This is a genomic window from Granulicella cerasi (assembly GCF_025685575.1).
GTDB lineage: Bacteria > Acidobacteriota > Terriglobia > Terriglobales > Acidobacteriaceae > Granulicella > Granulicella cerasi.
The window spans coordinates 89,615-105,365 of record NZ_JAGSYD010000004.1; the positions used below are offsets into that span (position 1 = coordinate 89,615).

Annotated in this window: 15 protein-coding genes and 1 riboswitch; of the genes, 7 read left to right on the forward strand and 8 right to left on the reverse strand. The window is 60.3% G+C overall.

The annotated features are described in order from the left end of the window. Positions 1–2 precede the first annotated feature (2 nt). The 4 genes from OHL11_RS13955 to OHL11_RS13970 are packed head-to-tail and all read right to left on the reverse strand — an operon-like array spanning position 3 to position 3,677. The gene (locus OHL11_RS13955; protein ID WP_263372140.1) at positions 3–1,220 is read right to left on the reverse strand and encodes an efflux RND transporter periplasmic adaptor subunit; all 1,218 of its coding nucleotides are present in this window, start codon (positions 1,218–1,220) and stop codon (positions 3–5) included. A gap of 14 nt (positions 1,221–1,234) precedes the next feature. Then, positions 1,235–2,524: a TolC family protein gene (locus tag OHL11_RS13960; RefSeq protein WP_263372141.1), complete on the reverse strand. Its 1,290-nt coding sequence runs from the start codon at positions 2,522–2,524 to the stop codon at positions 1,235–1,237. Next, positions 2,524–2,883, reverse strand: coding sequence for a DUF190 domain-containing protein (locus tag OHL11_RS13965; RefSeq protein WP_263372142.1), 360 nt, complete (start codon positions 2,881–2,883; stop codon positions 2,524–2,526). The genes OHL11_RS13960 and OHL11_RS13965 overlap by 1 nt, the downstream gene beginning before the upstream one ends. 20 nt (positions 2,884–2,903) lie before the next feature. Beyond that, the gene (locus OHL11_RS13970; RefSeq protein WP_263372143.1) at positions 2,904–3,677 is read right to left on the reverse strand and encodes a hypothetical protein; all 774 of its coding nucleotides are present in this window, start codon (positions 3,675–3,677) and stop codon (positions 2,904–2,906) included. Between the two features lie 136 nt (positions 3,678–3,813). Between OHL11_RS13970 and OHL11_RS13975 the strand changes: the two genes are divergently transcribed. From OHL11_RS13975 to OHL11_RS13995, 5 genes are all read left to right on the forward strand, one after another. Then, on the forward strand, positions 3,814–4,521 hold the full coding sequence (locus OHL11_RS13975) for a response regulator transcription factor (protein WP_263372144.1): 708 nt from the start codon (positions 3,814–3,816) through the stop codon (positions 4,519–4,521). Further along, positions 4,518–5,939, forward strand: a complete 1,422-nt coding sequence (locus OHL11_RS13980) for a HAMP domain-containing histidine kinase (protein ID WP_263372145.1) — start codon at positions 4,518–4,520, stop codon at positions 5,937–5,939. The genes OHL11_RS13975 and OHL11_RS13980 overlap by 4 nt, the downstream gene beginning before the upstream one ends. Positions 5,940–6,015: 76 nt before the next feature. Continuing rightward, a complete protein-coding gene (locus OHL11_RS13985; protein WP_263372146.1) occupies positions 6,016–6,228 on the forward strand; it encodes a hypothetical protein in 213 nt (70 codons plus the stop codon). Positions 6,229–6,262: 34 nt separating this feature from the next. Further along, a complete protein-coding gene (gene miaB, locus OHL11_RS13990) occupies positions 6,263–7,639 on the forward strand; it encodes a tRNA (N6-isopentenyl adenosine(37)-C2)-methylthiotransferase MiaB (protein WP_263372147.1) in 1,377 nt (458 codons plus the stop codon). A gap of 21 nt (positions 7,640–7,660) precedes the next feature. Next, positions 7,661–8,200: a bifunctional nuclease family protein gene (locus OHL11_RS13995; protein ID WP_263372148.1), complete on the forward strand. Its 540-nt coding sequence runs from the start codon at positions 7,661–7,663 to the stop codon at positions 8,198–8,200. A gap of 63 nt (positions 8,201–8,263) precedes the next feature. Here the strand turns inward: OHL11_RS13995 and aroA are convergent, their stop codons facing one another. The 4 genes from aroA to hpt all read right to left on the reverse strand — a co-directional run bounded on the left by aroA (position 8,264) and on the right by hpt (position 13,059). Beyond that, positions 8,264–9,565: a 3-phosphoshikimate 1-carboxyvinyltransferase gene (aroA, locus tag OHL11_RS14000; protein ID WP_263372149.1), complete on the reverse strand. Its 1,302-nt coding sequence runs from the start codon at positions 9,563–9,565 to the stop codon at positions 8,264–8,266. Between the two features lie 21 nt (positions 9,566–9,586). Then, a complete protein-coding gene (locus OHL11_RS14005) occupies positions 9,587–10,999 on the reverse strand; it encodes a UdgX family uracil-DNA binding protein (RefSeq protein WP_263372150.1) in 1,413 nt (470 codons plus the stop codon). A 6-nt stretch (positions 11,000–11,005) separates the two neighbouring features. Then, positions 11,006–12,265, reverse strand: coding sequence for a putative DNA modification/repair radical SAM protein (locus OHL11_RS14010; protein WP_263372151.1), 1,260 nt, complete (start codon positions 12,263–12,265; stop codon positions 11,006–11,008). Between the two features lie 230 nt (positions 12,266–12,495). Next, entirely contained in the window at positions 12,496–13,059 is a 564-nt protein-coding gene (gene hpt / locus OHL11_RS14015) for a hypoxanthine phosphoribosyltransferase (RefSeq protein ID WP_263372152.1), read from the reverse strand. Positions 13,060–13,198: 139 nt separating this feature from the next. Here hpt and OHL11_RS14020 point away from each other — a divergent pair, with 139 nt between their 5' ends. Both OHL11_RS14020 and OHL11_RS14025 read left to right on the forward strand, forming a co-directional pair. Further along, positions 13,199–14,056, forward strand: a complete 858-nt coding sequence (locus tag OHL11_RS14020) for a prolipoprotein diacylglyceryl transferase (RefSeq protein ID WP_263372153.1) — start codon at positions 13,199–13,201, stop codon at positions 14,054–14,056. A 234-nt stretch (positions 14,057–14,290) separates the two neighbouring features. After that, entirely contained in the window at positions 14,291–15,487 is a 1,197-nt protein-coding gene (locus OHL11_RS14025) for an EAL domain-containing protein (RefSeq protein WP_263372154.1), read from the forward strand. Positions 15,488–15,602: 115 nt separating this feature from the next. Beyond that, positions 15,603–15,711: riboswitch (SAM riboswitch) on the forward strand. The last annotated feature ends 40 nt before the right edge of the window (positions 15,712–15,751 follow it).

Consider the following 15,751-nt stretch of genomic DNA (forward strand, 5'->3'; position numbering starts at 1 on the left):
GTTTAGCTGTGGCTCGCGTCGCTCTCGTAGGTGGCAGCACGCGGCTGCACAGCTTCGCCTTCGGAGAGTCCGGTGTGACGTCCGGTGATGACCTGATCGCCCGACTGCAGGCCGGAGGTAATTTCGAGCAGCGTGGGCGTTTGCAGCCCGGTCTTCACAGGCACGACGTGAACGATGCCGTTGCGCACAACGTACGCTTGCTCCACGCTTGTTCCCACTCCGTCGATAGCGTCCACGGGCACGCTAAGAACATGAGGACGATCCGCAAGGTGCAGGTGGACCGTGGCGTACATGCCGGGAAGCAAGCTGCCGTTCGCGTTGGGAACATCAATCTGCGTATCCATCGTTCGCGTGTCCATCTGCACAGAGCCCGCGAAGCGCGCGATTTTGCCGCTGAGTGTGCGTGGCGGATTGTTGACGCTCACGTCGACGGATTGTCCGTCCTTGATCTCTGCCGCATCGGTGACGGGAACAGGCAACGAGAGACGGAGGACGTTGTACTGCGCGAGGCGTACGACGGGCATCGCTTGTGTCTGCGAAGAGATTCCAGCCTGGATCATGGAACCGGTGTTGGCATAACGCTTCGTAACGATCCCATCGAAAGGTGCGCGAATGGTGGCGTACTGCATCATGGCAGAGGCTCGCGCATACTCGGAATCCGCTGCAGACTTGGACTCCTGCGCGGCCTGAAGACTGGACTTTGCGCTGGCAAGTTGCGCCACGGCTTCCGCGTCGCGTGCTTGAGCGACATCGACATCCTGCCGCGGCACGAGGCCTTTGTTCTTCGTCGCAACTTCGTTGATGCGCTGGAAGGAGAGATGTGCGATGTTGGCCGACGCCACTGCGCGCTGCACTCCAGCCTGTGCGGTGACGATGTTCGCCTGCGCTGCAGCGACCCCTGCCTTGGCCTTCTGCATCTCGTCCTGAATTTCGGGGACTTCGAGCACCGCGAGCACATCACCCTTGCGAACGTGGGTACCGATGTCCACGCGAATCTCGCGCACGTAGCCAGCGACCTTCGCCATCACGTCGACGTCTTGAAACGGAGCGAACTCTGCGGAGAGCACGACGTTGTTCTGCAGGGTTGCAGGGCTGACGGTTGCAACCGGTACTGTCGGCACCTCTGCAGGCGGTGGAGGCGCAGATTTGCAGGAGGTGAGTATGCTGGCGCATGAGGCGGTGATCAAACCGAGTGCCAGCGCGCGTCCTTGGGTGGCCATGCCTTGAGGTCCTTTCAATTCAGAAGTCCAGCCGCGAAGTCGAGTTCCGCGCGACGTGAGAGGTAGGTGTAATTCGCGTCTGCGGCTGAGATCTCTGCAGAGGTCTCGTTGACCTGTGCTTCGTTCAGTTCCACGATGCTGCCGAGGCCTGCGTCGTATCTGGCCTGTGCGAGTCGCAACGCTTCCTTCGTTTGCGCAACGAGGTGTGCGGTAACGGCGAGACTCTGGAAGGCTTCGTTGGCGCGCTGCCAACTGCTGCGCACCTGCTCGGTCACCTCCAGGTGCAACTCACGCACATCGTTGGAGCGGGCGTTCGCTTCAGATTGCGCCGCCGTGCGACGTGCAGCGTATAAGCCGCCGTTGAAGATCGGAATGTTGAGGTTGAAACCCGCGGCGGCGTAGCTGTCCTGCAGCGTGTGATCGTGATACGGGACCTGACCGCCCGCCGCGCCGATGCTCAGTGTCGGATAGCTCAGCCGCTTCTCGGCTTTCGCGAACTGTTGCGCTGCGTGTTGTTGTGCTTCTGCAGCACTGAGGTCTGCGCGCTGGGTCTGCGCGTTTGCCTGCAGGCCATCCGGATCCGGTGGTAGAGCCTCCGGTGCGGACGGATCTGTAAGTGGCGCGCTGATCGTTTGCGAAGCTCCCATAGCCGTGGTTAGGTGTGCGCGCTGCTGCGCCACAACGCTCTGTGCCTTGACGACTGCAAGATCGGCCTCGCTCGCAAGCACCTCTGCGAAGTTGACGTCGACAGTAGACCGCAACTCGTTTTCGGCGAGCGCGTTCAACTGCTTCGCGACGAGATGACGGTTCGATTGCGCCGCCTGAGCAGCTCGCAACACGGCCTCTGCGCCGAGCACTTCGAAGTACGCGTCACGAACATTCAGACGAACCTGGGCTTTGGTGAGCGTAGCGAGCGAGTTCTGTGCCTGCGCGTTAGAGCGGCTGCTACCCACGAGAGCGCTGGTTCGACCGAAGTCCGTGACAAGCTGGCTCAACTGGCCACCGTACGCGAAGCGGTCGGAGATCGCCGATGTAGTCAACGCTCCCGCGGCGGTGGAGGTGGCCGTGTCAGCGACTCGGACTCCCGTGGCATTGAAGGCGAGCGTGGGAAGGTAGGCCGAGCGGGCTTCGCGTACACGTGCTGCCGCCGCTAGACTGCGCTGTTGCGCTGCGAGCAGACGAGGCTGGTTCGTGAGCGCGATGGCCTCTGCTTGAGGCAGGGTGAGTGGCGTTGTCGATTGCGCAATCAGGCAAGGCGTCGTGAGTAGCGTGCAGGCGAGTGCGAGAGTTCGTAACGATGCCATTAGGAGATGACCTTCTCCTCTTGTTTGGCGCTCTTGAGCACTTCCGTGGGATGCGCCTCGATCAGTCCATCGGTCACCATCTCCTGCAGAATTGGCAGGATGGATTGCGTCTTCTCCATTGTCTCGATGAAGCAGATCATGACGGGGAGATGTAGGCCTTCAACATCTCCTTCGTCTGATTTGTGCAAGCGTCCGTGAGAGCCGAAGCCAGCGTACGGATGGAGCACTGTCGCGCCACCCACGCCGACGCCCTTCTCGCGGAGGAAAGACAGGATCTCGTCGCGAAGAAAGCCACGCTTTGAGCTCGTGTCCTGATTCAGATAGATGGTGACCTTCATCGCAGGTCCGATGGGCAGCATGTATATCTCCGTGAAGTGACTTATTTGCTGGAGTCTGTCGGCAGAGACTCGAGGAGAGCTATGCTGTGCTTCCAGATCTCAGGCGTGCCGTGAGTAGAGGCCAGCGCGATGTGCGTGGCGTCAGGGGCCGTCAACGAGACACCGCCGAAGCCATAGAGGCCACACGCAGAGGCCGAGAACTGCGACACTGGCTGCTCGGTATCTCCGGCAGAGCAGGTAATGGAGCCACGACTGTTGGAGAGAAGGTGCGCGTAGGCGCCATCTTTTTTGTGGTAGCCAACGACGTCGCCGTTGCGATCGCGAATCTCATCTTGAGACGGCACAACTTGATCGCCACCGATCTGCGTGCGCGTTCCTAGCGAGTCCATGTCCGAAGGCGGCGGATCGTAGGAGTGCGTGCTCGTAACAGGGTCCGCCATCGCGCGAAGCGTTACGTGCAGCGGGATCGTCTGGCCCTGAGCTGTGAGCGAATCGAATTGGATAGCAAGAAGACCGGAAGCCTGCTTTGCGTAGGGCGTCTTGTCGTAGACGAACGCCTTCGCGGCAAGTACATGACCGCTGACGATGGAGCCTGCAGGAATAACTCGACCATCGGACAGCCGGACCGCCTGTGTCGTTCGCGCAACTACACTATCGCCCGGCTGAGAATGAGCTGCGCTTACCGTTCTGGTGAAGGTGATGGGCAAGGTCGCGTGGGCGGGAAGCTGTGCCGCAGTGCCCGTCATTGCGTGGCCTTGTGCCGAGGGCGCGCTCGCTGCCACCAACACCAGCGGAAGAATACGAAGAAAAGCCATGGCACTTTCTCCTCCTGTCATAGGGAGCAGTGAACCATCATCCGGCCTTACAAAATCCTTACATTTTCCTTACAAATGTGGCCGTCGCCATGGAACGGCAGCGCCGAATGCCTATCATCTTGAGAGGAGATATCGCGTGCTCAACGCATCCCAGCGGTCACACATTCTCGTGGTGGAGGACGACAGCAAGCTCGCTTCGGCCCTCGTTGCGGGGATTGAATCCGACGGGCATCAGGTGACCTGGGCTTCGTCTGCCGAGGAAGGCTTTTACCAGCTTCATCAGCAAAAGACCGACCTGCTCGTGCTCGATGTCACCTTGCCGCGCAGAGATGGTTTCGATCTTCTGCGTCAGATTCGCGAGGACAGGATAGACGTCCGCGTCCTTATGCTCACCTCGCACAACAGCGTCGAAGATCGTGTGCATGGTTTGCGCACCGGCGCCGATGACTATCTCGGGAAGCCGTTTTCATTTCCGGAGCTTCTGGCGCGCATTGATGCGTTGCTGCGGCGCATTCTGCCGCAAGCGACTTCCGAAAGCGTCACGGTCGGCGATCTCAGCTTGAACACGAAGACGCGCGCGGCCTCGCGTGCCGGGAAGACGATCGAACTCTCGGCGAGAGAGTTCGACTTGCTGCTCTATCTCGCAGAGAACGGTGGACGCACGGTTTCGCGCGAGATGCTCGCCAGAGATGTGTGGAAAGAGAGTTCTCGATACACGCCACTGGATAATGTGATCGATGTGCAGATCAATCGGCTTCGCAAGAAGGTAGACGACTCGTTTTCTGTGAAGCTCATCCATACGGTGCGCGGTCTTGGCTTTAGTTTGCGGGAGCCTGAAGGATGAACTGGTGCCTCGTAAAGCAAATTCGTAGTCGCCTCACTGTCTGGTACATCGCGGTACTCGCGATGATCCTTGCGGTGTATGTGGTGCTCGTCTTTGCGTTTCAGTACAGGTTCATTCGCAACCAGATCTTTCATGATGAAGTGCAGGACCTCGTCACCGTCGAAGGCCTGCTGTACTTCGACGACGCTGGCGCGCTCAAGCTGCAGCAGGATTACTTCAGCCATCCACAATCGCATCTGCTGATCGATCGCCTGATGGAGGTGCACGATCTTTCCGGCGTTGTGCTGTACCGTACACCGAACCTTGCGGGCGAGTCGCTCGGTGGGCCTTCGCTGCCGAATGAAGGCGATGATCGCTTCGATCAACGAGTCGTACGATTGTCCGATGGCACGCATGTCTCGCTCGTGAGCCACCTGCACACGATGCAGGGCCGCGTCGTTTTGATTCGGCTGGGATACAGCCTTGCTCCGTTCCGAATGCGGATGACGCAGTTTCTCGAGATACTGCTCATCGCGATCCCCATAGCGCTGGTCTTTGCGGGATTCGCGGGATACCAGATCGCGCGGCAGGCCCTCAAGCCGCTCGAGGAGATGGCGTCTACGGCCAAGCAGATCACCGCGCGTAACTTGAATGAACGCTTGCTCATTGAGAATCCTGACGACGAGCTAGGCCACATGGCGGCGGTCTTCAATGATCTGCTGGACCGTCTCGAGCAGGCATTTCAGCAACTCCACAGCTTTACGGGCGACGCTGCGCATGAACTCCGTGCGCCAATGGCGGCGATCCGCGCTGTCGGTGAGATTGCGCTACGTGAGCAGGAGACGGGCGAGCGCGATAAGGACGCGCTCGCGAGCATTCTCGAAGAGACGGCGCGTCTGGAGGACACGATCGAGGGCCTGCTCCTGCTCGCGAGAGCGGAGGCGGCGAGGTCGATCGGTCCCGACAACTACTCGCTGGTCGAGGTGCTGGGCGAGGTTACAGAAGTGCTTGGAGTGCTTGCGGAAGAGCGCCGCATCCGGCTCAGTTCGAACATTCATGCTGCCAGTGGCATCGTTCTCAGCGGCGACCGTGGCTTGATCCGAAGCGCTGTGATGAACGTGGTGCACAACGCGATCAAGTTCTCTCCGAATGACTCCACGATCACGTTCACACATTCCGTTGCGGAGGGTCAGGTACAGCTGACCGTGCAGGACCAGGGGCCGGGGATTGAGCGTTCTGAGCTGGAATCGATCTTCGGCCGGTTTTACACGAGCCCGGCAGGGCAGACTGCGCCAAACAGCGGGGCCGGGTTGGGTCTCTCGATCGCGCAGCTGGTGATCCAGCGCTCTGGCGGCGAGATCTTTTTTGATCCAGACGTGTCCGTCGGCGCCTGTTGCGTCATCCGCTTGCCGGTGCACCGTGTGGTTTCGGGGCAGTGAGTTGCCTCAGCTGCCGAAACACGGCGTGTGCGAAGTACAGCAGAAAGCCTGGCCGACGCGGTAAAATAGCCTTGTCATGGGCTTTCCAAAGCGTATCTGCGTCGTCTGCGAAGAAGAGTTTGAACTGCGTCCGAACCACGCCGGATATGCGAATCGTTGCGTTCAGTGCAATGAGCCCGAGGAAGATGATCGCGGCGCGGTAGCCGGTGCGGCTTCGTTTGAAGGCAAGCGCGAAGCGGATGAAGCGCGCCGTCGCGCGATCAAGGACATGCTGTATCCAGGGCGATAGACGCTGAGGCGCCGCCGCGGAAGTTAGGGACACGATGAAGACGTTTTACATTGAGACCTTCGGTTGTCAGATGAATGCTCACGACTCAGAAAAAGTCGTGGGCACGCTGGTGCACGAAGGCTACACGCAGGTCGTCGATGAGGCTGAGGCCGGACTGATCTTGTACAACACCTGCTCGATCCGCGATAAGGCAGAGCAGAAGGTCTTCCATCGTTTGAACGAATACAAGCGCATGCAGGGTGAAGGCAAGAAGTTTGCCGTAATCGGCTGCGTGGCCCAGCAGGAAGGGCAGAAGATCTTCGAGCGCGCGCCTTATGTTTCGCTGGTCGCAGGCTCGGCTTCGTATCGCAATCTGCCGGACATGCTGGCACGGCTCGAAGCTGGCGAGACTCGCATCACGGGACTCGATGATCGCGAGACGGAAGAGACTTTCGACACAGACTTCACCTCGCGCTCGAACCCGCACCGTGGGTACATCACGATCATCGAAGGATGCGATAAGTTTTGCGCGTACTGCGTGGTGCCGTACACGCGCGGCAAGGAGCGCTCGCGCACCTCGGCCTCTGTGCTCGCCGAAGCGCAGCGTATTGCAGGCCTCGGTTACACCGAGATTCAACTGCTTGGCCAGAACGTGAACAGCTATCGCGACCCGTCGGGCAAGCGGTCATTTGCGGAGCTGATGGTTGCTGTGGGTGAGATCAACGGCATCGAGCGCGTACGCTTTACGACCTCTCATCCGCGCGACTTCACGAAGGACATCGTCGATGCGATCGACGCGACTCCGACGCTCTGCAATCACGTCCATCTGCCGGTGCAATCAGGTTCGACGAACGTACTGCGCGCGATGCAGCGCGAATACACGCGCGAGTGGTATCTCGAGCGCATTGCATGGACACATGCAGCGAAGCGAGATATCTCGTTGACCTCGGACATCATCGTCGGTTTCCCGGGCGAGACCGATCAGGACTTCGAAGATACGATCACGCTGCTGGAGGCTGTGAAGTACGACAGCATCTTCGGTTTCAAGTATTCGCCGCGTCCGAACACGCCGGCGATCCACATGCACGACTCGATCTCAGAAGAGGTGAAGGCGGAACGCCTGGCGATCCTCAACACGCGTCAGCGCGAGATTCAGCGCGAGCACTATGCGCGTCATCTGAATCAGGTAGATCGTGTGATGGTGGAGGGCGGACGCAACTCGCGTGGACAGGTGCTCGGTCGATCGATGCAGAACAAGACCGTGAACTTCACCTGCGAGACTACTCCGACGGTAGGCAGCTATGTCGATGTAAAGATCACGCAGGTCTTCCCGAGTTCGCTCGTGGGAGAAGCGGTTTCGGAAGCGATCGCTCCTTCGGCCGCGCTGCTTGCACAGCAGGCTTTGAACGCGCGCGTCGTCGTCCTCAGCTAAACCGCGAGGTACACTCGGTTCATGCAATTGCCTGGCTTCAAATACGAGCCCGATCCCGCGACCACCGCTGATCCTGAGGTGGAAGTGAAGGTGCGTGGGCTGATGATGGACCCATCCACGAAGATGCCGATCGTCGTGCTCAATGATCTCGACGGCGAGGTGGTGCTGCCGATCTGGGTGGGACTGCTCGAGGCGAATGCGATTGCGATTGAAATAGAGAAGGCCTCGATGCCGCGCCCGATGACGCATGACCTGATGCGCAACCTCGTGCAGGCGATGAACGGACAGGTGACGCGCGTCGTTGTGGCCGCGCTGCGCGAAGACACGTTCTACGCGACCGTGTGGGTATCGCAGGAAGGTGAACCGGTGGCGCTGGATGCGCGTCCTTCGGATGCCATCGCGCTGGCTCTGCGTGCGGATTGTCCGATCTACGTCAGCAAGTCCGTGCTGGAGCATGCTCGCGAAGCGGCCACGCAGGCGCTGGGCGCGCGCACCCCTGAAGATGTGAAGCAGTGGCTCGAAGAACTCAACGACGATGATCTCGGCGACTACAAGATGTAGTCGTCGTGAAGAACAAGAAGAAGGCCCGCCGAGATGGCGGGCCTTCTTGCGTACGTATGTGCGTTAGCGAATCGCGAGTTCGTCGAGGTAGTCGAAGAACTCCGGGAACGAGACGGCTGCGGCTTCCGCACCGTGGATCGTCGTTTCACCTTCAGCGCGCAGAGCAGCGATGGAGAACGCCATTGCGATGCGGTGATCGAGGCCGCTGTCGATGACGCCGCCGCTGAGCTTTTGGCCCCCGGGGATGTCCATGCCGTCTTCGTGCTCGACGACCTCGGCGCCCATGGCGCGCAGGTTCTTGACCACAAGCGCGATGCGGTCAGATTCCTTTACGCGGAGTTCCTTGGCATCGCGAATCTTCATGCCGTTCTCGGTGTAAGGTGCGATTGCAGCAAGCGCAGGAATCTCATCGATCAGCGATGCGGTCAACGCGCCCGTGATGTCGAATCCACGCAGGGCCTTCTGGCGGTTCACCTGGATGGTGCCGACCATCTCACCGTGCTGCTCCTGCACGTCGAGCACCTTCACGAGGCCGCCCATGCCGGAGATGACATCGAGCAGCGTAGCGCGCGTCGGGTTCAGGCCGACGGCGTCGAGAACGAGGTTCGAGTCTTCAAAGAGCAGTGCGGCGCACAAGAAGAACGTTGCCGACGAGAGGTCGCCGGGAACGGTGGCTTCGATGGCCTTGAGCTTCTGGCCTCCAGCAATGTAGAGGCGATCGCCGTCGCGCTTCAGCTCTGCGCCGAAGGCACGCAGCGCGTGCTCGGAGTGATCGCGCGTGCGTACGGATTCCACAACAGACGTTGTTCCCTCCGCGCGGAGACCCGCGAAGAGCACTGCGGTCTTCACCTGTGCGCTCGCGATAGGAGCTTCAAAGCTGAGCGCCTTGAGCTTCGCGCCGTGCACGGTCATCGGCGCGTGGCCTTCGGTCAGCGTTACCTTCGCGCCCATCTGTTCGAGCGGTTTGCGGATGCGCTCCATCGGACGCACCGTGAGCGATTCGTCGCCAACGAAGGTGAAGTCGCCCGGTTGGGAGGCGACGAGACCGGCCAGCATACGCATGGTCGAGCCGGAATTACCGCAGTCGAGCGGTTGGCGCGGCACGAGGAACTCGCCAGCCATGCCGGTGACTTCTACTTCGTTCTTGTGCACGGAAACGGTTGCGCCCAGCGACGCCATGCACTTCAATGAGCTGTGCGGATCTGCGCCGGTTGAGAAGTTTGAGAACTTCGACGTGCCTTCCGCGAGACCCGCGAGCAAGGCGTAGCGGTGCGAGATCGACTTGTCGCCGGGCAGCACGAGCGAACCACGCAACGTGCGCGCGGGCGAAATGACTTTCGTGAGAGATTCTGTAGAGGAAGACATCGCCACCATTTTATCGCGAGCTTATCGGTGCTTGCCGGAGGCGAGTTCCGAAGCGAATTGCAGGTCGCGCTTCAGGAGGCCGCGCATCTGCTCGCGGGACGCATCGTCTCGCGCTCTAAGCACCGCCGAAGGATGCAGTGTGGCAATGATTTGCTTGCCAAACGCGCTCTCCTGCACGGACCCGCGGTCCTTCATGAGGGCGAAGGTGCTGCCGAGCAAGCTCTTTGCTGCTGAGGCGCCGAGGCAGAGGATCACCTGCGGCTTCACCGCGTCGAGTTCCGCTGCGAGCCAGGGGCGGCAAGCGTTGATCTCCTGCAGGCGCGGGTTCTGGTGAAGCCGCAGCTTGCCGCGCTGCACGAACTTGAAGTGCTTCACCGCGTTCGTCATGTAGACCGACTCTGGCGCGATGCCGAGCTCTTCCATCACGCCGCGCAGGAGGGAACCGGCAGGCCCGACGAAGGGCGCGCCCTCGAGATCCTCCTTGTCGCCGGGCTGCTCGCCGACGAGCATCAGCTTTGCATGAGCTGCGCCAACACCTGGAACGACCTGCGTTGCGTGCTCGTAAAGCTCGCACCCCTTGCAGGAGGGTAGCGCTTCACGCAAGACGGTCAGGGTGTGGAGCTCTGGCACGTAAGGAGCTGCCGTGGGCTTTGATTGCTGTCGTCTCACCATCGTTGCCACGCGCTGCTCGGCTCCTCGCATGAGTTGCGGCAGGATCTCCACTTCGGGTAGGTTCTGCCAGTAGCGCATGGGCATTTCGCTGCGCATCGCTGATGGATTGATGCGCGCCGGGTTGAAAATAGATGCGTAGTAACACTTCCAGAGCGTTTCGAGTTCGTCCTGCTCGGGTGCCTGAGTGCGGTCTGCGCCCGGGCCGAAGGTGAGCTGCTTCGTGTGCGGATCCCAGCTCACACTTTCGTCGGGCGTCAGGATGGTCCAATGCATGACGCTGAAGCGCTCCGCGAAAAACGGAGCTGCGAGACGCACGATGCGGTGCGCGGGCTCATACCAGGCGATGAAGTGTTCGTCGCCATCGATCTCCAGCTTGCGAAAGCGTACGAACGCGTGCATCTTATGCAGATCGCGTGCGACTTGGGAGCGCAAACGCAAAAGCGCGGCAACGTCGTCGTCCACTTCGATGCGGAGCAGATTGCGATTTTCTTGCAAGCGCCAAAGCAGCCGATAGAGAAGGTTCCAGCGTTGCGGGTCGCGATGCGTTGCGGCGAAGTTTGCGGCTTCGAGGAACGCCGTCGAGACATGCGGCTTCACGTGCGGCGGACCGCCCGGGGAGGCGGCTTCCGGCAGGAGGGATAGGCTCCGTGGCTCTGTGCTGTCGCAGAATGTGATCTCGTCGGGGCGAAAGCCATCGTGCAACGCCGTGCGCGCGAGTTCCCGCCATGCGTTGAAGTCTGGTGGAACGTGGACCGTATGCATCGGGCGCTAGAGCGCTCCCGAGAGTGCGCTGGCCGCGGCGAAGAGGTCGAGCTGCGCAGTCGGTGAGGGGAGCGGCGATGCAGAAACGAGCGGCGACGTGGGAAGATGGTCTGCTGCTGTAATCCATGCGGCTACATGCTTCACACGCACGTTGAGCTTGCGAAGATCTTCAATGCTGAGTCGATGGTAACGGCGAATGTTGAGGATTCGTTCGACATTGCGATAACCGATACCGGGTACGCGTAGCAACGACTCGCGCGGGGCAACGTTCACGTCGACAGGGAAAAACTCGGGATGAGCTTTTGCCCACGACGTCTTCGGATCTTCTTCGAGCGAGAGCTCGGGATTGGCCTCGCTGGTGATCTCATCGGGTGCAAAGCCGTAGTAGCGCATCAGCCAATCGGCTTGATACAAGCGGTGTTCGCGCATCAGCGGCGCGGCCTTTAGCGGTAGTCGAGCATCCGCTTCAGGATACGGCGAGAACCCGGTGTAGTAGATGCGCCGCAGTTTGTAGTTGCCGTACAGCGCGCCGGCACGCTGGATAATTTCGCGATCGGTGGTCGCGGTGGCACCGACGACCATCTGCGTGGACTGTCCCGCAGGAGCGAACTTCGGGAGCATGTGTCGCGGCAAATGTGAGCGAATGCTCGCTTCTTTGGCTTCATCCGAATGCGCCAGAATCTGCCCCATCGTGCCTTCGATGATGGTCGATTTCTTCTCCGGCGCGAGCTGCACGAGGTCCTGCTGGGTGGGCAGCTCGATGTTTGCGCTGAGTCGATCGGCCCACTTGCCGGCTTGCGCGACGAGCCGCTCGTCGGCGCCGGGGATCGTCTTCAAGTGGATGTATCCGCCGAAGTGATGCACCGTGCGCAGCAGCTTCGCGACCTGAATCAGCTGCTCCATCGTGTAGTCGGGCGACTGAATGATGCCCGACGAGAGGAAGAGGCCCTCGATGTAGTTGCGCTTATAAAAATCGAGGGTGAGATTCACGACCTCTTCGGGCGTAAAGCGTGCACGCTGAATGTCGGAGGAGACGCGATTGACGCAGAAGACGCAGTCGTAGGTACAGAAGTTCGTAAGCAGGATCTTCAGCAGGGAAACGCAGCGGCCGTCGGGCGTGTAGCTGTGGCAGATGCCTGTGCCGTCGGTGTGTCCAACGCCTTTGCCGTTGTTGGCGCGCTTGGCGCCGCTTGAGGCGCACGACGCGTCATACTTGGCCGCATCGGCAAGAATCTCAAGCTTTTGTTGGACGGTCAGCTGCTGCATCAAGCTTTATTGGATGCCGAGTCGCAAGCGAACGCAAGGCGAAAATAATGCACAAGCTGACGTCGCGAACAAAAGCGCGATGCGATGCCGTTTTATGCAAGCTGCTTCGGTGCCGGGAGTTCGTGGTCGATCATCCAGGAGAAGCCGAGGCGGTCAGCGAAGATGCCGAAGCCGTCGCACTGCAAAGCAAAAAGCACGGCGCGATGCCGTGCCCTCGATGCTGCAAAAACTTAGTGTCCCGGAGGATTCTCCGGCATGATGCGGATGTCAGCGACACCGCGGTAGCGCTCGGCGAAGTCCATGCCGTAGCCGATCACGAAGCGGTTCGGAATCGAGAAGCAGACGTAATCTGCTTCGATCGGCACGAGACGACGCTCGGGCTTGTCGAGGCAGGTAGCGATCTTCAGCGAAGCCGGCTTGTGCTGCAGCATCATCTGGCGCAGGAAGCTCAACGTGAGGCCGGTGTCGAGGATGTCTTCGACGATGATGACGTGCTTGCCTTCGATAGGGTTGTCGATGTCCTTGATGAGCTTGACGGCGCCGGAGGAGACGCGCGCGCGGCCATAGCTGGAGACAGCAACGAAGTCGAAGGTGTTGTCGACGGTGATCGAACGAGCAAGGTCAGCGAGGAACATCGCTGCGCCCTTCAGCACGCCGATGAGAACGATCGACTCGCCTGCGTACTCGGCGGAGATCTGTTCGCCAATCGACTTGACGCGGGCGGCAATCTCTTCCTTCGAGAAGAGAATGTCCATGGTTTCGGGCTGAACGTATTCGGGCAAAGCGGTAGCCATAAAGGCCAATGTAGCGGAAATCGAGGGCGCGTGGCAGAGGAAAATGCGGCCGAAACGGAATCACCGTTCGGTAAACGCGACGGTGGGTATCGTTCCGGGCGAACGGATGGCGGCGCAAAGCCCCTATACTCGGAGAGATATGTTTCCGTACATCCACATCGGTTCTTTTCAGATGGGGACGTTTGGCCTGCTGCTTTGGCTCGCCGCCGTCTGCGCAACCTGGGTTTTGCATCGCAACTTCGTTCGCAACGGCGTGAACGCTGATGCGTTGAATATCGTGGCGATCGCGGTTGTCGCGGGCATTCTGGGCGCCAAGGCGTGGCACGAGTTGCAGAACCCCGCGATGATCGCACCGGAGTTGCGCGGGGAGATCATTCGCGCGGGCGGCAACAAGCTGCTCGGTACACTTCACTGGTTTCAGGCTGGCTTCGCCTGGTTTGGCGGACTGCTCGCATCAATCGTCGTGCTGATCGCACAAGGCGTGATGAGCCGCCCGAACGGTCTGCGTGGCGGCAAAGCCGCTTGGCGCATGCTCGATCTCGCTGCTCCGGCGGCGGCGATCGGCTATGGTGTGGGCCGCATCGGCTGCCTGACCTCGGGGGATGGCGACTACGGCAAGCCGACGACGCTGCCGTGGGGTGTGCACATGCGTCCTGATGCGCTGGTGCCGACCAGCGCATTGGTGCAGCCGACGCCGGTATACGAGTTTCTTTTCGCCGTGGTGTTGGGCTGGTGGCTTTGGAAGCGCGGCTCGCGCCCGCTGTCGTTGGGATTACTGACGGGCGAGTACTTGTTACTGTCGGGTATTGGTCGCTTCCTGGTGGAGTTCGAGCGCATCAATCCGCGTTTGTACATGGGAATGTCGAATGCGCAGGTAGCAGCGCTCGGGAGCGCAGTGGTCGGAGCGGTCATCATGCTCCTCTGCCGCCGCAACGAGAAGGTAGTTCCGACCGTGGCGGCAGAAGAGGTGGTTACCTCCTCTGCGTCAAACGTGTAGTTCTGGTTACCGACGTCCTACAACTTATTCCACGAAAGATGCGTACTTCTCCCGCTATCGTGGAACGGTTACCCCCTTTGAGGCATCGTTGCCCGACGCATGTCTTTGTATCTTCGAGCTATAGACGTTACTGACTTGCAACGTGCTCGAAGATCTTAGTGTGATTCTTGATAAGACCTTCGGCGCCTTCCGTGTCAGTGATTCGCTGAGATTTCACTGTCTTGTGAGGGGCGCATGCTTGGAAACGGAATAGCTTCGCAACGGTCGGATGGATCGGCTGCGGCCTTTCACAATGTGCTCGACAGAGTGCTTTACGGTGAGTGGACCGTAGAGACACATACGCAGCCGATCGTCGATCTGCAACGCGGCGTCATCACTGGTTATGAGGCGCTGGCGCGCTTCTCCAAAGAAGTGGGCATGTCTCCTGACCGCGTGCTGCGCGCGGCGGAAGAGATTGGTCGCCGCCCTGAACTTGAGCGCGGCCTTGCCCTGAATGCACTTCGCCTGCGCGACAAGCTTCCTGATGAAACTTTCCTCACGCTGAACGTGAGTCCGACCTTCATGCTCTCGCCGGAATGGGGCGAGGTCGTGTATGACTCGGGCACGCTCGAGCGCACGGTCATCGAAATTACCGAAGAACACATCATCGACGACTACGCTGCGGTGCGTCGCCAGATCGAGCGCATCCGCGCTCTCGGCGGCACGATCGCGATCGACGATACCGGTGCTGGATACGCGAGCCTGAAGCACGTGATGGAACTGCGTCCTGACTTCATCAAGCTTGATCGCCTCTTCGTGGACGGTTGCCATCTCGATCCGACAAAGCGCCAGATGATCGAGCTGCTCGGCAACACGGCCGAACGCCTCGACTCCTGCGTTGTCGCTGAAGGCATCGAAACCGAAGGCGAACTGCGTGAGATGGTGCGCCTTGGAATTCCGCTGGGGCAGGGTTACTTCCTCGGTCGACCGACGCCGCACATGGCCGCACTGGGTACAGGCCAGGCAGAGTTGATGCGCGCTTTCAGCGCCTCGAATGCGCTGGATGTCGGAGTCGGCCCGTACGCGGAGTACTGCTCGATGGCGATGTCGGAGACGGACGCTTACACGCAGATGCTTGGCAGCGATGAAGACCGCACCATCATGGTGGTCGACAACTGGGCACGTCCGACGATGCTGGTGGAGCGTCATCCGCTGATCGGCGTGCGCTCGCTGCGTTCGCTGATGCGGGTCTCCTCGCGCAGCTTACCGGGTGTGGCCCTATCGCGCGCGCTGACGCGTACCGAAGCGGAGCGCTTCAACCCCATCGCGATCGTGAACGAGAGCGGCATCTTCCTCGGCATCCTTCGTATGGAGCGCCTGATTGAGGCCGCGCTGAAGGAAGCCTCCACCCCGATCATGGCGTCCTACACGCCGCAGGTGGGGAACTGCTAGTCCTGCTAGCCACTTCGCTCTGGGCGAGCGTGCTCGCAAAGCGTTTTCCACATGATGTTTGCAGTGTCGTCAACGTGGTGCTATAACTAATCCATTCACCCACGCGAGTGGGCGGATTTCATGCAGAGTGGCTGAGGGACGAGCCCTGAGACGCCACGACAACCGGACAGTACAAATGCGTACCGGTGTCACCTCTCTCCTGGAAGTCGCAGGGTACATGAGATTCGGTGTCGCAGCCTCGTCCTGACGGACTGCATTCCGCGT

What these genes read in the sequence shown, in the direction of transcription:
- OHL11_RS13955 (WP_263372140.1), bottom strand. Translation starts at nt 1,220, where the DNA reads ATGGCCACCCAAGGACGCGCGCTGGCACTCGGTTTGATCACCGCCTCA.
- OHL11_RS13960 (WP_263372141.1), bottom strand. Translation starts at nt 2,524, where the DNA reads ATGGCATCGTTACGAACTCTCGCACTCGCCTGCACGCTACTCACGACG.
- OHL11_RS13965 (WP_263372142.1), bottom strand. Translation starts at nt 2,883, where the DNA reads ATGCTGCCCATCGGACCTGCGATGAAGGTCACCATCTATCTGAATCAG.
- OHL11_RS13970 (WP_263372143.1), bottom strand. Translation starts at nt 3,677, where the DNA reads ATGGCTTTTCTTCGTATTCTTCCGCTGGTGTTGGTGGCAGCGAGCGCG.
- OHL11_RS13980 (WP_263372145.1), top strand. Translation starts at nt 4,518, where the DNA reads ATGAACTGGTGCCTCGTAAAGCAAATTCGTAGTCGCCTCACTGTCTGG.
- OHL11_RS13985 (WP_263372146.1), top strand. Translation starts at nt 6,016, where the DNA reads ATGGGCTTTCCAAAGCGTATCTGCGTCGTCTGCGAAGAAGAGTTTGAA.
- miaB (WP_263372147.1), top strand. Translation starts at nt 6,263, where the DNA reads ATGAAGACGTTTTACATTGAGACCTTCGGTTGTCAGATGAATGCTCAC.
- OHL11_RS13995 (WP_263372148.1), top strand. Translation starts at nt 7,661, where the DNA reads ATGCAATTGCCTGGCTTCAAATACGAGCCCGATCCCGCGACCACCGCT.
- aroA (WP_263372149.1), bottom strand. Translation starts at nt 9,565, where the DNA reads ATGTCTTCCTCTACAGAATCTCTCACGAAAGTCATTTCGCCCGCGCGC.
- OHL11_RS14005 (WP_263372150.1), bottom strand. Translation starts at nt 10,999, where the DNA reads ATGCATACGGTCCACGTTCCACCAGACTTCAACGCATGGCGGGAACTC.
- OHL11_RS14010 (WP_263372151.1), bottom strand. Translation starts at nt 12,265, where the DNA reads ATGCAGCAGCTGACCGTCCAACAAAAGCTTGAGATTCTTGCCGATGCG.
- hpt (WP_263372152.1), bottom strand. Translation starts at nt 13,059, where the DNA reads ATGGCTACCGCTTTGCCCGAATACGTTCAGCCCGAAACCATGGACATT.
- OHL11_RS14020 (WP_263372153.1), top strand. Translation starts at nt 13,199, where the DNA reads ATGTTTCCGTACATCCACATCGGTTCTTTTCAGATGGGGACGTTTGGC.
- OHL11_RS14025 (WP_263372154.1), top strand. Translation starts at nt 14,291, where the DNA reads ATGCTTGGAAACGGAATAGCTTCGCAACGGTCGGATGGATCGGCTGCG.